Genomic DNA, 14,853 nt, shown 5'->3' on the forward strand with positions numbered 1-14,853 from the left:
CCAAACCTGCGCTGATCATGGCCTACGACTGGTGATCGAACCGACGCTGCCAACGGACGGCGAACGGTGATCGCCTCCGCGGCGGCGAGGGAACAACGGACCCCCTCACCTCCGCGAGGACCGCAGCCCGCCCGCCTGATCCCACCCGGCGCGGTGGCTGAGCGGGGGGCGTTCGCGCACCCCGGCGCTGACGGGGCACCGCCTGCGCCCACCCGTGCCGCCCCAGGCGGCACGCATGCCCGCAGCTTGGCGGGACGGAGCCCGCAGCTGGGGCGGGCACGGCCGACCGCCCCAGCGTTCCGCGCACCCGCAGTCGCCCACGCGCCCGGACGGCCCGGCCTCCTGTGGCGAAGCGACCGCGTACCCGCAGTCGCCCACAGCGGGAAGGGGACGCGGTGGGGGTGTCCGCCCGCAGCGGTTGTCGCGTCAACACGGGCACCTCACCAGCAGACCGAGCCGCGACGTTCCGAGGACGGACACCCCCACCGCGGCCCCGACCCCACCACGGACCGAAGGCGCTACGCGCACCCCCACCCACCCGCACCCCCCGCCGGGAGGCATCGCCACCGCTCACGGCGCGCAAGCGGCGATCAATGCCTCCACCTCCTCGGAGAGGGCCGCGGCGAGGCGGTCCAGGTCCGGGACGGCCTCCGCGTCGGCGACCAGGCCGTAGTGGACGTGGCCGCGGTACGTCGAGATCGCGACGGCGAGGGACTGGCCGCGGGCGAGGGGGGCGAAGGGGTAGACCTCCGTGAGGGTGTGTCCGCCGAGCTTCAGGCCGAGACCGGGCAGGGGAACGCTGGTGACGAGGATGTCGAACCAGAGGCGCGCCCCCTGGCTGACCAGCGGCCCGCCGAGCCGGTGGGCGAGCGCCGGGACGTGGTCGGCGAGCAGTGCGACGGCACCGGCGCCCCGCCCCGGCCCCGCGTCCTTCTTGCGGTCCATGGCCGCGCGGACCGTACCGAGCCGGCCGAGCGGGTCGGGATCGCCGACGGGCAGCCTCATCAGGTACCCGGAGAGCCGGTTGCCCTGAGGGTGGGCGGTGCGCGGGCGGCGTTTGGAGACGGGGATCAGCGCACGCGGCGCGACGCCCTCGCTGCCGTCGCCGCGCTCGTCCAGCCAGCGGCGCAGCGCGCCCGCGACGACGGCGATCAGCACGTCGTTGACGGTTCCGCCGACGGCCTTGCGGACGATGTGCACATCGTCGATGTCGATGACGACACCGGCGGTGCTGCGGGTACCGCTGGGCTCGGCGGTGAGCGCGGGCGAAGAACTCACACCCACGTTGGACAGGGCGACGGAGGCGCCGATGTCGAGCGCCCGGCCCACGTCGGACAGGGCACCCCGCACCAGCCCAGGCAGCTTGCGCACATCCGGGAGCAGGCCGCGCCCCGGCGGTTCGGGGCGAGGCCGGCGCTCGGGCAGGTCGACCGGGTCCAGAACCGCGGCGGCGAGCGTCAGTGCCCGCAGCCCGTCGGCCAGCGCGTGGTGGAACTTGAACAGCACGGCGAACGAGACACCGTCCTCCCCGGGCAGCACATGCGCCTCCCACGGCGGGCGGGCGCGGTCCAGCGGGCGCTCCATGAGCCTCCCCGCCACCTCGTGGAAGTCGCCGGTCGGGGCATGCAGCCGGATGTGGTCCAGCGGGTCGAAGTCGGCGGCGGGCTCACGCGCGGCGCCACCGAAGGCGGACGCGAACGTCGGCGGAAAGGCCAGCGGCTGCCAGAGGTCCCGGATCCGCATCCGCAGTCCGGGCACGCCGGCGGCCCGCGCGGCGAGCAGATCGGCCGCGTGGGCACCGGCGGTGGGCGAGTTCGCGGCGAAGACGCCGAGCGCGCCCAGGTGCATGGGGTTCCGGTCGGACTCGATGTTCCAGAACGCCAGGTCGAGAGGTGCGAGCAGGTCAGAAGTCAATGGCTTGCCTCGCGTCGACGAAGGGTGAGCCAGCAGTCAACCCCCCGCGACCGATTACGGTCAAGTACGATCAAGCTACGCACAGTTAACAAGAGATTAAGTCCCGCCCCTGGTGAAAGGGGCGGGACTCATGAGGCGTCTGGGGTTACTTCAGCGCAGGTGGCGCCGCCTCAGCCGACGTTCCCCACTCAGACGGGCGCGAGCCGACCGTGAAATCGAGCGACCGCAGGGACCGCAGAGTGGCGGTGGTCAGATACGTCCGCTCGTAGGCCGACCCGTCCGTCCGGGCCGACTGTATGTAGCGGTCGCTGTCCGAGGTGCCGGGCGCCGTGATGGTGAGCCCGCCTCTCGGGTAGTAGCGGCGGTCCAGCGCGAGGTCGACGCGGTCGAAGACGGGCGTGGACAGGCCCCAGGTGTCGTAGCCGGGCTGGACCGGGAAGATCCCGATCGACGACAGCACGTTCCAGGCGGACATCGTCCCGAGGTCGTCGTTCCCGGTCATGCCGGTCGGCGTGTCGGTGAACAGAGTCAGCGCGGCATGCACCACGTCGGTGGTCTTCCAGGGCTGACCGGTGGACAGGTAGGTGTACGGGGCGATGAGGTCGGGTTCGTTCTGCGGGTTGTACTTGTCGGCGTTGTAGTAGTCGTACGGCCCGTTCACCCACACCTCGCGCGCGGTCTTCGCCGGGTCCGCCAGGAGCTGCTCGTAGGCGAAGAAGGAGTCGAGCCGGTCATTGGCGGCCCGCGTTCCGCCGATCAGGTCGACCATGCCCGGCAGGTCCTGCGGTACGAGCCACTGGTACTGCCAGGACGTGCCCTCGTGGAAGCCCTCGCTCTGCGCCGGGTCGGCGGGGCCGGTGAAGGCGCCGGAGGCGTCACGGGCCCGGAAGAAGCCGGTCGAGGGATCGAAGATGTTCCGGTAGCTCTGGGCGCGGGCGGCATAGCGCGCGGCGTCCGCCGAGTGGCCCAGATCCCTCGCCATCTGCGCGAGCATCGCGTCCGACAGGGCGTACTCCAGCGTGGCCGAGGCCCCGTGGTCGTAGTCCGAGTCACCGGGCTTCACATGCGGACGGCCCTTGACGTACGGCGCGAAGCCCTCGGCGAGGTACTCCTTGTTCGCCTCCCGCCCCACGGCCGGTGAGTCCGCCGGCGGCACCCCGTCCGCGTTCTTCTTCAGCGCCCGGTAGGCCCGCTCCTCGTACCCCTTGAGCAGCCCCTGCTGATACGCGTTGGTCAGGAACGGCGTCACCGGGTCGCCGGTCATGATGTTCGTCTCGACCGTGCCGTAGCCCCATTTGGGCAGCCAGCCGCTCTCCTCGTCGATCTTGATCACCGAGATCGCCATGTCCCGGGCCTCACGCGGCGCGAGCAGGGAGAGCAGCTGGGACTGGGTGCGGTAGGTGTCCCACAGGGACCAGTTCTGGTAGTACGTGAAGCCCTTCGCACGGTGGATCTTCTGATCCCAGCCGGTGTAGCGGCCGTCGGCGTCGCTGCCGATGTTGGGTGCCAGGAACGACCGGTACAGCGAGGAGTAGAAGGTGCGGCGCAGGGTGTCGCCGCCGCCTTGGACGCGTACGTCGTCCAGGCGGTCCTCCCATGCCCGCTGTGCTCGGTCACGGACGGAGTCGAACGAACGCCCGCCCTCGGCCCGGAGGTTGACCGCCGCGCCGCGCGCGTCGACGTACGACAGCGCGGTGGTCGCCTCGACCGTGCGGTCCCGCGTCGTGTCGAAGCGGACGTACGCGCCGTCCCGTCCGGTCTTCGAGCCCGCGGTCACCGCGCTGCCGTCCCAGGTGCCGTACGTCGTGAAGGGCCGGTCGAAGCGGGTGATCGTGTAGACGGTGTACGGCTCGGTGTCCTGGCAGAAGCCGCTGCCGGTGATGGCGGTGCGCACGGTACGGCTGTCGAGGATCTCGACCTTCGTGGAGACCGTCTTGTGCAGCGACTGGCCCGCGTTGAGCAGGACGTTGGCCTTGCCGGTGGCCGGGAAGGTGTAGCGCTGCACGCCGGTGCGCTCGGTGGCGGTGAGTTCGGCGTCGATGCCGGAGTCCAGGCCGACCTTGTAGTAGCCGGGGCTCGCCTTCTCGTCGTCGTGGCTGAACCCGGCGGCGTAGGCGGCGTAGTCCGTCTGTGTGACGTCACCCGTCGTCGGCAGCAAGGGCAGGTCGCCGCCGAGACCGCAGCCGACACCCGACAGGTGGACGAGGGAGAAGCCACGGATACGGTCGTGGGAGTAGTCGTAGCCGGTGTTGTGGCCGGTGTCGGGCGAGAGCTGCACCATGCCGAACGGCACGGCGGCGCCCGGGTAGGTGTTGCCTTCGTTCTCCGTGCCGATGAACGGGTTGACCAGATCGGTGAGGCGCCCGTCGTGCGGCTCGGCGGCCCGGGCGGCCGGGACGGTGCACAGCGCGGACGCTGCCACCGCCCCGGCCAGCCACAGGCGCAGGTGCCGGGTCCATCTCATCCTGCGGTTCCTCCAGGGGTTACGGGCAATCGGCCGGCACCGGCCGGGAGATGTCCCGGATCAGCGCCTCGTGCGCGGCCTTCACGCGCGCCACGTCCGGCTTGAGGACCTTGCGGTCGTAAGTCAGCAGGCCGTTGAGCTCGCCCTCGACGTCGGCGATCTGGGTGTAGACGGCGCCGTTGCCGCCCCGGCAGGCCAGGGCGCGCACCTCGTCGAGCTTGGTGAGGTAGTCGTCGGTGTAGGTCGCCGGGTCGACGTCGACGTACGACTGCTGCACGGACCAGGCGTGTCCGGGGACCGCGAGGCCGAGGCCGCCGTACTCGCCGCTGACCAGGGCCCGTTCACCGTCCGGCTGGGGCGGCAGGGCGGGGCTTGGATAGCCGTGCTCGTCCATGATGTCGCCGGTGCCGCCGTCGGCCCCGAGGTTCAGCCCGGACTGGCCGTTGACCACCCGGGTCGGGTCCCAGGCCTTGGCCTGCTCGGCGATGCGGCCGATGTCGTACTGGCCCCAGCCCTCGTTGAAGGTCACCCACATGACGATCGACGGGCTGCTGATGTGCTCGTCGATCATCTCCTTCATCTCGCGCTCGTACTGGGCGCGCGAGGCGGCGTTCGGGGTCACCCCGGCGGTCATGGCGGGCATGTCCTGCCAGACCATGAGGCCCAGCTTGTCGGCCCAGTAGAACCAGCGGTCCGGCTCGACCTTGATGTGCTTGCGCACCGAGTTGAAGCCGAGCTGCTTGTGCACCTTCAGGTCGTAGGCGAGTGCTTCGTCCGTCGGTGCGGTGTGCAGGCCGTCGGGCCAGAAGCCCTGGTCCAGGGTGGCCATCAGGAAGATCGGCTCACCGTTGAGGATCGTGCGGGGAACGCCGTTGACCTTCTCCACGGCGATGGAACGCATCCCGAAGTAGCTGCCGACGCGATCCGAGCCGACGCTCACCTTCAGGTCGTAGAGGAACGGGTCGTCCGGCGACCACAGGTGCGGGTCGTCGATGGTCAGCGTCAGCGGCTGCCCGGTCCGGCCGCGCGCCGTGGCGACCCTCTGCTTGCCGTCGTACGCCGTCGCCGTGATCGGTACGCCGTCACGGACGCCCTTCGCCTCGACGGTGACGCGGCCGTTCGGCACGTCCGGCGTGACCTTGAGCGAGTCGACGTGGTCGCGGGCGACCGGCTCCATCCACACCGTCTGCCAGATGCCCGAACTCGACGTGTACCAGATGCCGCTGGGGTCCAGGCGCTGCTTGCCCACGGGCGGGTTCTCGCCGTCGGCCGCGTCGGTCGGGTCGTACACGCCGACGATCAGCTCCTGGGTGCGGCCGGGCTTGAGCGCGTCGGTGATGTCGGCGCTGAACTTGTCGTAGCCGCCCTTGTGCGCGGCGACCTTCTTGCCGTTGACGTACACCTCGGACTGCCAGTCGACCGCGCCGAAGTTGAGCCGCAGCCGCTGGCCGGACCCGATGCGCCAGTCCGCCGGGACCGTGAAGGTGCGGCGGTACCACATGCGGTCCTCGTGCCGCTGGATGCCGGAGAGCTGGGACTCCACGGGGTACGGGACGAGGATGCGCTCGGCGAGGTTCTTGCCGACGGGCGGCTGCTGCCCGGCCTCGGCCGCCGCGAACTGCCAGCGCCCGTTGAGGTTGCGCCATGCGTCGCGGGTCAGCTGCGGGCGCGGGTACTCGGGGAGGGCGTTGTCCGGGCCGACTTCCTTGGCCCAGGGGGTGCGCAGTTCGTACGTCGAGCGGTTGGCGCCGCTGCTCCAGAACGAGCCGATCTCCTTGCCGTCGGCGGTGAGTCCGCCCTGGCCGTCGTAGCGGACCTCCGCGGTGCCGCGTGCGGTACCGGTCTTGTTGCCGACGACCGGTTCCTTGAGGCCCACGAGCAGGGACTTGGGGTCGGACGGGTCCAACCGGGCCGTGGTCAGGGGCCACTTGGCGCCGCCGATCACCGCCTCGACGTGGTCGGTGACGGAGGCCGGGGGTGCGGACAGCTCGTGTGCGAAGTCGAGTTTGAGCGTCCGGCCGTCCCTGAGGACGGTGGTGGCGATGGCGCCGTCGTAGTCGTAGCCGTCGGGGAGCCGGAAGGCCGACTGGGGGACGGCGACCTTGCTGCCGCCGGGCGGGGTCCAGCGGAGGTGGAGGTTGGAACCGCCGTAGTGCTCGAAGTACTCCAGCTTGACGTCGTAGGCCTGCCCTGCCGTCAGCTCGATGGGCGCGGCGGTCTGCTCGCGGTCCCAGTCGTCCACCCAGTGGTCGATGACCGGCTTTCCGTCGATCCAGAGCCGGAAGCCGTTGTCACCGATGATCGAGAAGGTGGTGGGGCCGGTCTTCTCCGGCACGATCTTTCCGGTCCAGCGGACGCTGACATCGTTGTCTTGACCGGTGGCGAAGCGCAGGCGCGGCTCCAGGTTGTCGAAGTCGAGGTTCTGGTCGAAGCCGGTGGCCTTCAGCTCGTGGAAGTCGAAGGCGCCCGGGGCGGAGTGGGTGTAGTACTCGCCCTTCAGACCGTGGATCTCGACCGGGTCGTCGGCCGCCGCGGTGGCGGACGACGGGGCGGTGAGGCCGGCGAAGGCGAGGGCTGCGGCGAGCACTAACACGAAGCGGGATCTGCGGTGTCGCACGGATCCTCCTTGTTGAGGACGTGTGGCGGCTCTTGCGATTTACATCGTTGCAATCAACGGCAGTTGGCATGACAACACGGCTTCCGCTTCCGTGTCCAGGGACATGACAACGGTCCCGGGCGAACACATGCTCGCCAGGGACCGTTCCACCGAATCCGCGGTCTACGGCACCAACTGTCCCTTCCCCAAAGCGATCACTCCGCCCTTGGACACCGTGTACAGCTCCGCGTCCCGGTCCGGGTTGACGCCGATCGTCGCGCCCGGCGGCACCTCGACGTTCTTGTCCAGCACCGCGCCCCGGACGACCGCGCCCCGGCCGATGTGGACGTTGTCGTGCAGCACCGAGCCCTGGACGACCGCTCCGGGGTCGACCACGACACCCGGGGAGAGGACCGACCGCGTGACCTGCCCGCGGATCAGGCAACCGGCGCTGATGATGGACTCCCCCGCGATGCCGCCCGCGTTGAAGCGGGCCGGGGAGAGCTGGCCGGAGTGGGTGTAGACGGGCCACTGGCGGTTGTAGAGGTTGAAGGCGGGGCGCTCGGCGATGAGGTCCATGTGGGCGTCGTAGTAGGCGTCGAGCGTGCCGACGTCGCGCCAGTAGCCCTGGTCCCGGGTGGTCTCGCCGGGGACGTGGTTCTCGCTGAAGTCGTACAGCTGGGCCTCGCCGCGCTCGGTGAGCTGCGGCAGGATCGAACCGCCCATGTCGTGCACGGAGTTGCGGTCCTCGGAGTCCCGCTGGAGCGCCTCGATGAGGGACTTGGTGGTGAAGATGTAGTTGCCCATCGAGGCGAAGACGGACTCGGGGTCGTCGGGCAGGCCCGGCGGGTCGGCGGGCTTCTCCAGGAACTGCTCCACGGTACGGCCGTCGGATGCGGAGCTGATCACGCCGAAGGACGACGACTCGCTGCGCGGGACGCGTATCCCGGCCACCGTCACGCCCGCGCCGTTCTCTATGTGCTGGGCCAGCATCTGGCGCGGGTCCATGCGGTACACATGGTCGGCGCCGAACACCGCCACGTACTCGGGACGTTCGTCGTAGATGAGGTTCAGCGACTGGAGGATCGCGTCCGCGCTGCCCAGGAACCAGCGCGGACCGAGCCGCTGCTGGGCCGGGACCGGGGTGACGTAGTTGCCGAGCAGGCTGGACATCCGCCAGGTGGTGGTGATGTGCCGGTCCAGCGAGTGCGACTTGTACTGCGTCAGGACGCAGATGCGCAGGATGTCACCGTTGACGAGATTGGACAGGACGAAGTCGACGAGACGGTATGTGCCGCCGAAGGTGACCGCGGGTTTCGCGCGGTCCGCGGTCAGGGGCATCAGACGCTTGCCTTCTCCACCCGCCAGTACGATGCCGAGCACCGAAGGTCCGCCACGCCGCATGGCCGCTCCCCTCACCGTGGTTGACCATGATGTGCCCTTGATCAGTGGACACTAAGCCTGTTTGAGGATCTCCCGGTAGAGCTGAACCGTCCGGCGGGCGACGGCGTCCCAACCGAACTCCCCCACCGCCCGCTCCCGTCCGGCCTCGCCCATCCGCCCCGCCGCCTCCGGGTCGCCGAGGACCGAGTCCAGCGCCTGCGCAAGACCCGTCTCGAAGTCGTCGTCCACGGAGACCAGCACGCCGGTCTTGCCGTCCTCCACGACCTCCGGGATACCGCCGACCCGGGAGGCCACGACGGGAGTTCCGCAGGCCATCGCCTCGAGGTTGACGATGCCGAGGGGTTCGTACACCGAAGGGCAGACGAACACGGCCGCGTGGGTGAGGAGTTGGATCACGTCGGCGCGCGGCAGCATCTGCGGGATCCAGTGGACGCCCGCGCGGACGCTGCTGAGCTCCTGGAACAGGTCGCGGAACTCCCGGTCGATCTCCGGAGTGTCGGGGGCGCCCGCGCACAGCACGACCTGCGCGGCCGGGTCGATGTGCCGGGCCGCGCGCAGGAGATGGGGCACGCCCTTCTGGCGGGTGATACGGCCGACGAACAGGACGTACGGGCGGTCGGGGTCGACGCCGATCCGGGTGAGGGCCTCGGTGCCGTGGTCGGGGCGGTAGAGGGTGGTGTCGATGCCGTTGTGGACGACGTGGACCTTGGCCGGGTCCAGCGTGGGATAGCAGCCGAGGATGTCCTCGCGCATGGCTCCGGATACGGCGATCACCCCGTCGGCGGCCTCGATCGCGGTGCGCTCGGCCCAGCTCGACAGGGCGTATCCGCCGCCGAGTTGCTCGGCCTTCCAGGGGCGCAGCGGCTCCAGGGAGTGGGCGGTCATCACATGCGGGATGCCGTGCAGGAGCTTGCCGAGGTGGCCGGCGAGGTTGGCGTACCAGGTGTGGGAGTGGACGAGTTCGCGGCCTTCGAGGGCCGCGGTCATGGCGAGGTCGACGGAGAACGTGCGCAGCGCGTCGTTGGCGGTGTCGAGGCCGGACCAGGGGCGGTGCCGCAGCACGCCCTCCGCGCGGCCCTCGCCCCAGCAGTGCACGTCCAGGTCGACGAGGTCGCGCAACTCCCGTGCGAGGAACTCGACATGGACGCCCGCGCCGCCGTACACATCCGGGGGGTACTCCCGGGTCAGCAGTCCCACTCGCACCCGCAACCCCCTGTCTCAGCGCCCGGCCCCTTCATGGTCACCCAGATGTGGCGCCCGGGGAAGAGCGCGGGGGTCGTTTGAATCCTCCCCTCCCTGAAGGGAGGGTTATCAGGTGAAGCAACAGTCGCCGCAGACGCCTCCGCCGGGCACGCGGTAGTAGAGGCAGCAGCTGCGGCGCCGGAAGGCGGTGCCGGTGAGGGTTCCGGTGCCCGCGAGCCGGGGGTGGCCGAGAAGCGCCGTGGTCAGGGTGCGGGCCCGGGCGGCGGCTTCGGGGCGGTCGTTGGTGCGCGCCCAGAGGCCCAGTTGCCGGGCCGCTCCCGCCAGCGCGGAGGCGGCGTTGCCCCACAGCAGACCGGTGGCGACGCGGTGGCGGGTGTGCAGGGCCGCGGTCAGGGGTTCCAGGTGGGCGTGGAGCACGGTGTCGGCGAGGGTCGCCGCGTCCGCGGGCAGCGGGCGCACCGCCGTCAGCCAGAGGTCGTCAGGGGCGCTGCCGTCGGGGTCCCAGCGCAGCAGCCGTGGATCGAGGTCGGGGACGAGGCCGTACAGGGTCGCGCAGCCGAGCGCCGCCGACCACAGCCGGGCCGCGAGCCCCTGCTGGGCCACGGAGGCGGCGATCCGCGGCTCCGGGGCGTGCAGGGCGCCGGCGACCTTGTGGATGCGGAAAGTCAGGGGACTCGGGTAAACATCCGATGCTGCTTCGGCGTACGTCTCCGCGAGTGTCGGCAGTGGCCGATGCGGGACTCCTGTGGTGCGTAGTACGAAGAACCCGCCGAGCGGGCGGAGCGCGGCGAGATCGGGGTCGAGTTCCACGAAGACCAGTAGTACCAAGGCCCGTAGGGGGCGCGACCTGGGGGTCCGTGAGGGGTGTCACCCACCTGAGGGAGGACGGAGGCCCGGTCGTACTCCATCGGCAGTAGGACTCAATGAGTGCTCAGGTACGACGACGGGAAGGGTTTTTCGCGGGATCGTGTTGGTTATGGAAGACGACCGATCGCCGCGACGGGCCCCGGGCCCCCGCCTCACGCAGAGGAGCAGCTCATGAGTGCCCTCGCGTTGTCCGTGGTGCTGTCGCTGATCTCCGCTGTGGCGTACGCGGGCGGCGCGATCGTACAGGAGCGCGTGGCGGAGTCCTCCCCCGACTACGCGCCGCTGCGTCGGCCTAGCTGGTGGGCGGCGGTGGCGCTGAACGGCCTCGGCGGTCTGCTGCACGTGGTCGCCCTGGCATACGGACCGCTGAGCGTGGTCCAGCCGCTGGGCGCCCTGACCATCGTGTTCGCGCTGCCGATGGCGGCGATGTTCGTGGGCCGCAAGGCCGGGGCGACCGCCTGGCGGGGCGCGATCATGGCGACGGTCGGACTCGCGGGTCTCCTCTCTCTGGTCGGCACCGCCGACACGCAGTCGCTGGATTCCGCCCAGCGGGCGGGCGTGGCCCTGGTCACCGCGGGTGCGGTCGTGGCGCTGATGATCGCGGGCCGGGCGGCGCACCGGCATCCGGCAGTGCGCAGCGTGCTGCTGGCCACGGGATCCGGCATAGCCTTCGGCATGTCCTCGGTGTTCACCAAGACCGTCGCGGTCGACTGGAGCGGCGGCGTCTCGGCGTCGGACCTGCCGTCCCTGGCCACGATCGGTGTCTTCGCCACGGCCGGACTGATGCTCTCCCAGGCCTCCTACCGCGGCGCCGGACTCGCGGCCCCGCTGGCCACCCTGACGGTCGTGAACCCCGTGCTGGCGGCGGCGGTCGGCATCACGATGTTCGGCGAAACCTTCCGCTACGGCACGACGGGCACCGCGCTCGCCCTGAGCTGCGGCGTCGTGGCGGCGGGCGGGCTGATCCTGCTGACGACGGAGCGGATCGGGCGGACGCAGCAGGAAGCCGCACCCGCGGCCGAACCGGCACCCGTCGAGGAGCTGCTCGCCCAGCACTCCGGCGACTCCCCCGAAGCCGTCAAGGAGCTTCTCGAGCAGCCCGCGGCCGAACTCCCGGACCAGCCCCTGGTCGCAACGCAGGCGTCGGCGCCGGACCTCGAGAAGGAGGAGCAGCCGCACACCGACGTGCCCCCGCTGCTGTACGGCCCCCTCTACATCGGCCCGTACATACCGAGGCCGGTCCTGGACCGGCACCGCACCCGTATCAAATCCTGACGCCACCGGCCCGGAGGTACGCCACCGGGTCGATGTCCGTGCCGAAGCCGGGCCCCGTCCGCACCTCGAAGTGCAGATGCGGGCCCGTGCTGTTGCCCGTGGACCCGGAGCGGCCGATGCGCTGTCCGGCGCCCACGCCCTGCCCGCTCTTCACGGAGATCGCCGAGAGGTGCGCGTACTGGGAGTAGCGGCCGTCGGCGTGCCGGATCACCACCTGGTAGCCGAAGGAGCCTTCCCAGCCGGCGCTGACGACCCGCCCGTCCGCGACGGCCTTCACGGAGGTCCCGGTGGGGACGGCGAAGTCGACGCCCGTGTGATAGCCCATGGACCAGGCGGAGCCCGCTTTGTGGTACGGCGTTCCGGTCGCGGCGCTCACCGGCGCGACGAGGCCGCGCTTGGATGTATCGGCCTGAGGCTTGCTCTCCGGGGCTTTCCTGACCGGAGCCTTGCTGTCCGAGGCCTTGTTGTCCGAGGCCTTGTTGTCCGAGGCGGGAGCCTTGGGTGCCGGCTCGACCGGCGTCCTCGTCGTCGTGGCCGCCTTGCCGCGCAGGCTGAGCCGCTGGCCGGGCAGGATCAGGTCGGGATCCCCGCCGATGGTCTGCCGGTTGGCGGCGTAGAGCCCGCGCCAACCGCCGCGTACGTCCTCCTTGTCGGCGATCCCGGAAAGGGTGTCGCCCCTGAGGACGGTGTACATCTCGGCGGTGCCCGCCCGGGACTGGGGTGTGCTCTGCGGCTGGACGTCGGCCAGGGAGCTCTTGGTGGTGCGCGGGGCGGTGCCGCCCGGGCTGATGTCGGGGGTGTCGCCGCCCCGGGTCAGCCCGGCCTTGACCGAGCACGTCGGCCAGGCGCCGGGCCCCTGTCCGTCGAGCACCTTCTCGGCTATGGCTATCTGTTGGTCCTTGGTGGCCAGATCCGCGCGCGGAGCGTACCGGGTGCCGCCGAAGGCCTCCCACGTCGACTGCGCGAACTGCAGGCCGCCGTAGTAGCCGTTGCCGGTGTTGATGCTCCAGTTGCTGGTCGACTCGCAGGCGGCGACCTTGTTCCAGGTGTCGACGTCCGCGGCGTGCGCGGTACCGGTGCCGATGAGCGGTATCGCCATTCCGGCGCTGCCCGCCGTGACGGTCAGTGAGGCGCGGTTGATCCTGTTCGGCTGATACCGGCGGTGCCGGCCGCGTACGGCCATGAAAGCCCCCTCGACATGCGTCAGGAGGGCCAAAAGTAAGCGCCGCGAACAGGCCATGACAAGACAGCAATCAGCCGGTTGGTCACACCAAGTGGCGAGGAATCGGCGCCTGTTCATCCATCGTCCGCGACGGCTGAGTGCGGCGCCCCGTTCTGTGCGTATGTGCCTGCGCGACATCGCCACGTCGCGGCATCCGGGTGTGCGGTCGGCGTACCGGCACGTCAGGGTGGACGATGGGGCAATACTGGCGGGCATGCAGGACCGGCACCGCTGCTATCGAGGTCACTAGGAGCCAACGCAATGAGCAATTCAGCCCAGATCGGCGTCACAGGTCTCGCGGTCATGGGCCGCAACCTCGCCCGCAACTTCGCGCGCAACGGCTACACGGTCGCGCTGCACAACAGGACGTCGGCGCGGACGCACGCCCTGGTCGAGGAGTTCGGGAGTGAGGGCGACTTCGTCGCGGCCGAGACCGCGAAGGAGTTCGTGGCGGCGCTGGAGCGGCCGCGGCGTCTGGTCATCATGGTGAAGGCCGGTGAGCCGACGGACGCGGTGATCCAGGAGTTCGCCCCGCTCCTGGAACCCGGCGACATGATCATCGACGGCGGCAACGCGCACTTCGCCGACACCCGCCGCCGCGAGCGCGACCTGCGCGAGCAGGGCATCCACTTCGTCGGCATGGGCGTCTCCGGCGGCGAGGAGGGCGCGCTGCACGGACCGAGCATCATGCCGGGCGGGCCGAAGGAGTCGTACGACTCACTGGGCCCGATGCTCGAGAAGATCTCCGCGAAGGCGGCCGACGGGGCTCCCTGTGTCGCGCACGTGGGTCCGGACGGCGCCGGGCACTTCGTGAAGATGGTGCACAACGGCATCGAGTACGCCGACATGCAGCTGATCGGCGAGGCGTACCAGCTGCTGCGCGATGTCGCCGGGTACTCACCCGCGCAGATCGCGGAGATCTTCCGCACCTGGAACACCGGGCGGCTGGATTCGTACCTGATCGAGATCACGGCCGAGGTGCTGTCGCACGTGGACGCGGCGACGGGCGAGCCGTTCGTGGACGTGGTGGTGGACCAGGCGGAGCAGAAGGGCACGGGGCGGTGGACCGTGCAGATCGCGCTCGACCTGGGTGTCCCGGTGTCGGGTATCGCCGAGGCCGTCTTCGCGCGGTCGCTGTCCGGGCACGAGGCGCTCCGCGAGGCATCACGCGGGCTGGCCGGGCCGAAGGCGTCGCCGCTGAGCGAGGCGGAGGCCGGGGCCTTTGCCGACCGGGTGGAGCAGGCCTTGTACGCCTCGAAGATCGTGTCGTACACGCAGGGCTTCCATCAGATCGACGCGGCCCGCGACGAGTACGGCTGGGACATCGACCTCGGTGCCGTGGCCTCCATCTGGCGCGGTGGCTGCATTATTCGCGCGGCGTTCCTGGATCGTATTCGTGCGGCGTACGACGTTCGAGCGGATCTGCCGAGCCTGCTGTCCGACGACACGTTCGCGCAGGAGATCGGGGCGGCGCAGGACGACTGGCGTGAGGTGATTGTCGCCGCGACGCGGCAGGGGGTGCCGACGCCCGGCTTCTCCGCGGCTCTCGCGTACTACGACGCGCTGCGTGCGGCGCGGTTGCCTGCGGCGCTTACGCAGGGGCAGCGGGACTTCTTCGGTGCGCACACGTATCGGCGGGTTGATCGGGAGGGGTCGTTCCACACGCTGTGGGGTGGGGATCGGTCTGAGGTTTCCGCCTAGTCGGTCGGGGGGTTCTGTTCGCTGGCGGGTGCGGGTGCGTGGGGGCTGGTCGCGCAGTTCCCCGCGCCCCTGACGGGGCGCTTGTGATGGGCGGCGTTTTCTGGCGCCGCCCATTTCCCTTTTCGTTCTCGGCTCACGTCAGTGGTGGGCCCGGTTCCGGGTTTGGTACCGGTTCTGGGCCCGGTGGGACCGGGGACGGGTCCGGGC

General features: G+C 70.6%; 9 protein-coding genes. 2 read left to right on the top strand and 7 right to left on the bottom strand.

Annotated elements, in window-relative coordinates; all coding sequences use genetic code 11:
* Positions 1 to 570 precede the first annotated feature (570 nt).
* The 6 genes from OG828_RS05445 to OG828_RS05470 form a co-directional block, all read right to left on the bottom strand.
* Complete coding sequence (locus tag OG828_RS05445; RefSeq protein ID WP_328500274.1) at positions 571 to 1,914, bottom strand: wax ester/triacylglycerol synthase family O-acyltransferase; 1,344 nt, start codon at positions 1,912 to 1,914, stop codon at positions 571 to 573.
* Positions 1,915 to 2,059: 145 nt separating this feature from the next.
* On the bottom strand, positions 2,060 to 4,378 hold the full coding sequence (locus tag OG828_RS05450; protein WP_328500275.1) for a GH92 family glycosyl hydrolase: 2,319 nt from the start codon (positions 4,376 to 4,378) through the stop codon (positions 2,060 to 2,062).
* A 19-nt stretch (positions 4,379 to 4,397) separates the two neighbouring features.
* A complete protein-coding gene (locus OG828_RS05455) occupies positions 4,398 to 6,995 on the bottom strand; it encodes a PA14 domain-containing protein (RefSeq protein ID WP_328500276.1) in 2,598 nt (865 codons plus the stop codon).
* Between the two features lie 162 nt (positions 6,996 to 7,157).
* On the bottom strand, positions 7,158 to 8,378 hold the full coding sequence (gene glgC, locus OG828_RS05460; protein WP_210569554.1) for a glucose-1-phosphate adenylyltransferase: 1,221 nt from the start codon (positions 8,376 to 8,378) through the stop codon (positions 7,158 to 7,160).
* A 51-nt stretch (positions 8,379 to 8,429) separates the two neighbouring features.
* Positions 8,430 to 9,581: a glycogen synthase gene (glgA, locus tag OG828_RS05465; RefSeq protein ID WP_328350801.1), complete on the bottom strand. Its 1,152-nt coding sequence runs from the start codon at positions 9,579 to 9,581 to the stop codon at positions 8,430 to 8,432.
* Positions 9,582 to 9,689: 108 nt separating this feature from the next.
* Positions 9,690 to 10,409 carry a (2Fe-2S)-binding protein gene (locus OG828_RS05470; protein ID WP_328500277.1) on the bottom strand — a complete coding sequence of 240 codons (720 nt, stop codon included), beginning with the start codon at positions 10,407 to 10,409 and terminating at the stop codon, positions 9,690 to 9,692.
* A 210-nt stretch (positions 10,410 to 10,619) separates the two neighbouring features.
* Here OG828_RS05470 and OG828_RS05475 point away from each other — a divergent pair, with 210 nt between their 5' ends.
* Positions 10,620 to 11,723 carry a DMT family transporter gene (locus OG828_RS05475; protein ID WP_328500278.1) on the top strand — a complete coding sequence of 368 codons (1,104 nt, stop codon included), beginning with the start codon at positions 10,620 to 10,622 and terminating at the stop codon, positions 11,721 to 11,723.
* On the opposite strand, the gene OG828_RS05480 is transcribed toward OG828_RS05475, so the two are convergent.
* Positions 11,713 to 12,906, bottom strand: a complete 1,194-nt coding sequence (locus tag OG828_RS05480) for a transglycosylase family protein (RefSeq protein WP_328500279.1) — start codon at positions 12,904 to 12,906, stop codon at positions 11,713 to 11,715. The genes OG828_RS05475 and OG828_RS05480 overlap by 11 nt on opposite strands.
* A gap of 300 nt (positions 12,907 to 13,206) precedes the next feature.
* Between OG828_RS05480 and gndA the strand changes: the two genes are divergently transcribed.
* Positions 13,207 to 14,646: an NADP-dependent phosphogluconate dehydrogenase gene (gndA, locus tag OG828_RS05485; RefSeq protein ID WP_328500280.1), complete on the top strand. Its 1,440-nt coding sequence runs from the start codon at positions 13,207 to 13,209 to the stop codon at positions 14,644 to 14,646.
* The last annotated feature ends 207 nt before the right edge of the window (positions 14,647 to 14,853 follow it).

Origin of the sequence: Streptomyces sp. NBC_00457 (assembly GCF_036014015.1) — a bacterium.
Classification (GTDB): domain Bacteria; phylum Actinomycetota; class Actinomycetes; order Streptomycetales; family Streptomycetaceae; genus Streptomyces.

Coding starts and splice junctions, on each gene's coding strand:
- OG828_RS05450 (WP_328500275.1), bottom strand. CDS start 4,378: ATGAGATGGACCCGGCACCTGCGCCTGTGGCTGGCCGGGGCGGTGGCA.
- glgC (WP_210569554.1), bottom strand. CDS start 8,378: ATGCGGCGTGGCGGACCTTCGGTGCTCGGCATCGTACTGGCGGGTGGA.
- OG828_RS05475 (WP_328500278.1), top strand. CDS start 10,620: ATGAGTGCCCTCGCGTTGTCCGTGGTGCTGTCGCTGATCTCCGCTGTG.
- OG828_RS05480 (WP_328500279.1), bottom strand. CDS start 12,906: ATGGCCGTACGCGGCCGGCACCGCCGGTATCAGCCGAACAGGATCAAC.
- gndA (WP_328500280.1), top strand. CDS start 13,207: ATGAGCAATTCAGCCCAGATCGGCGTCACAGGTCTCGCGGTCATGGGC.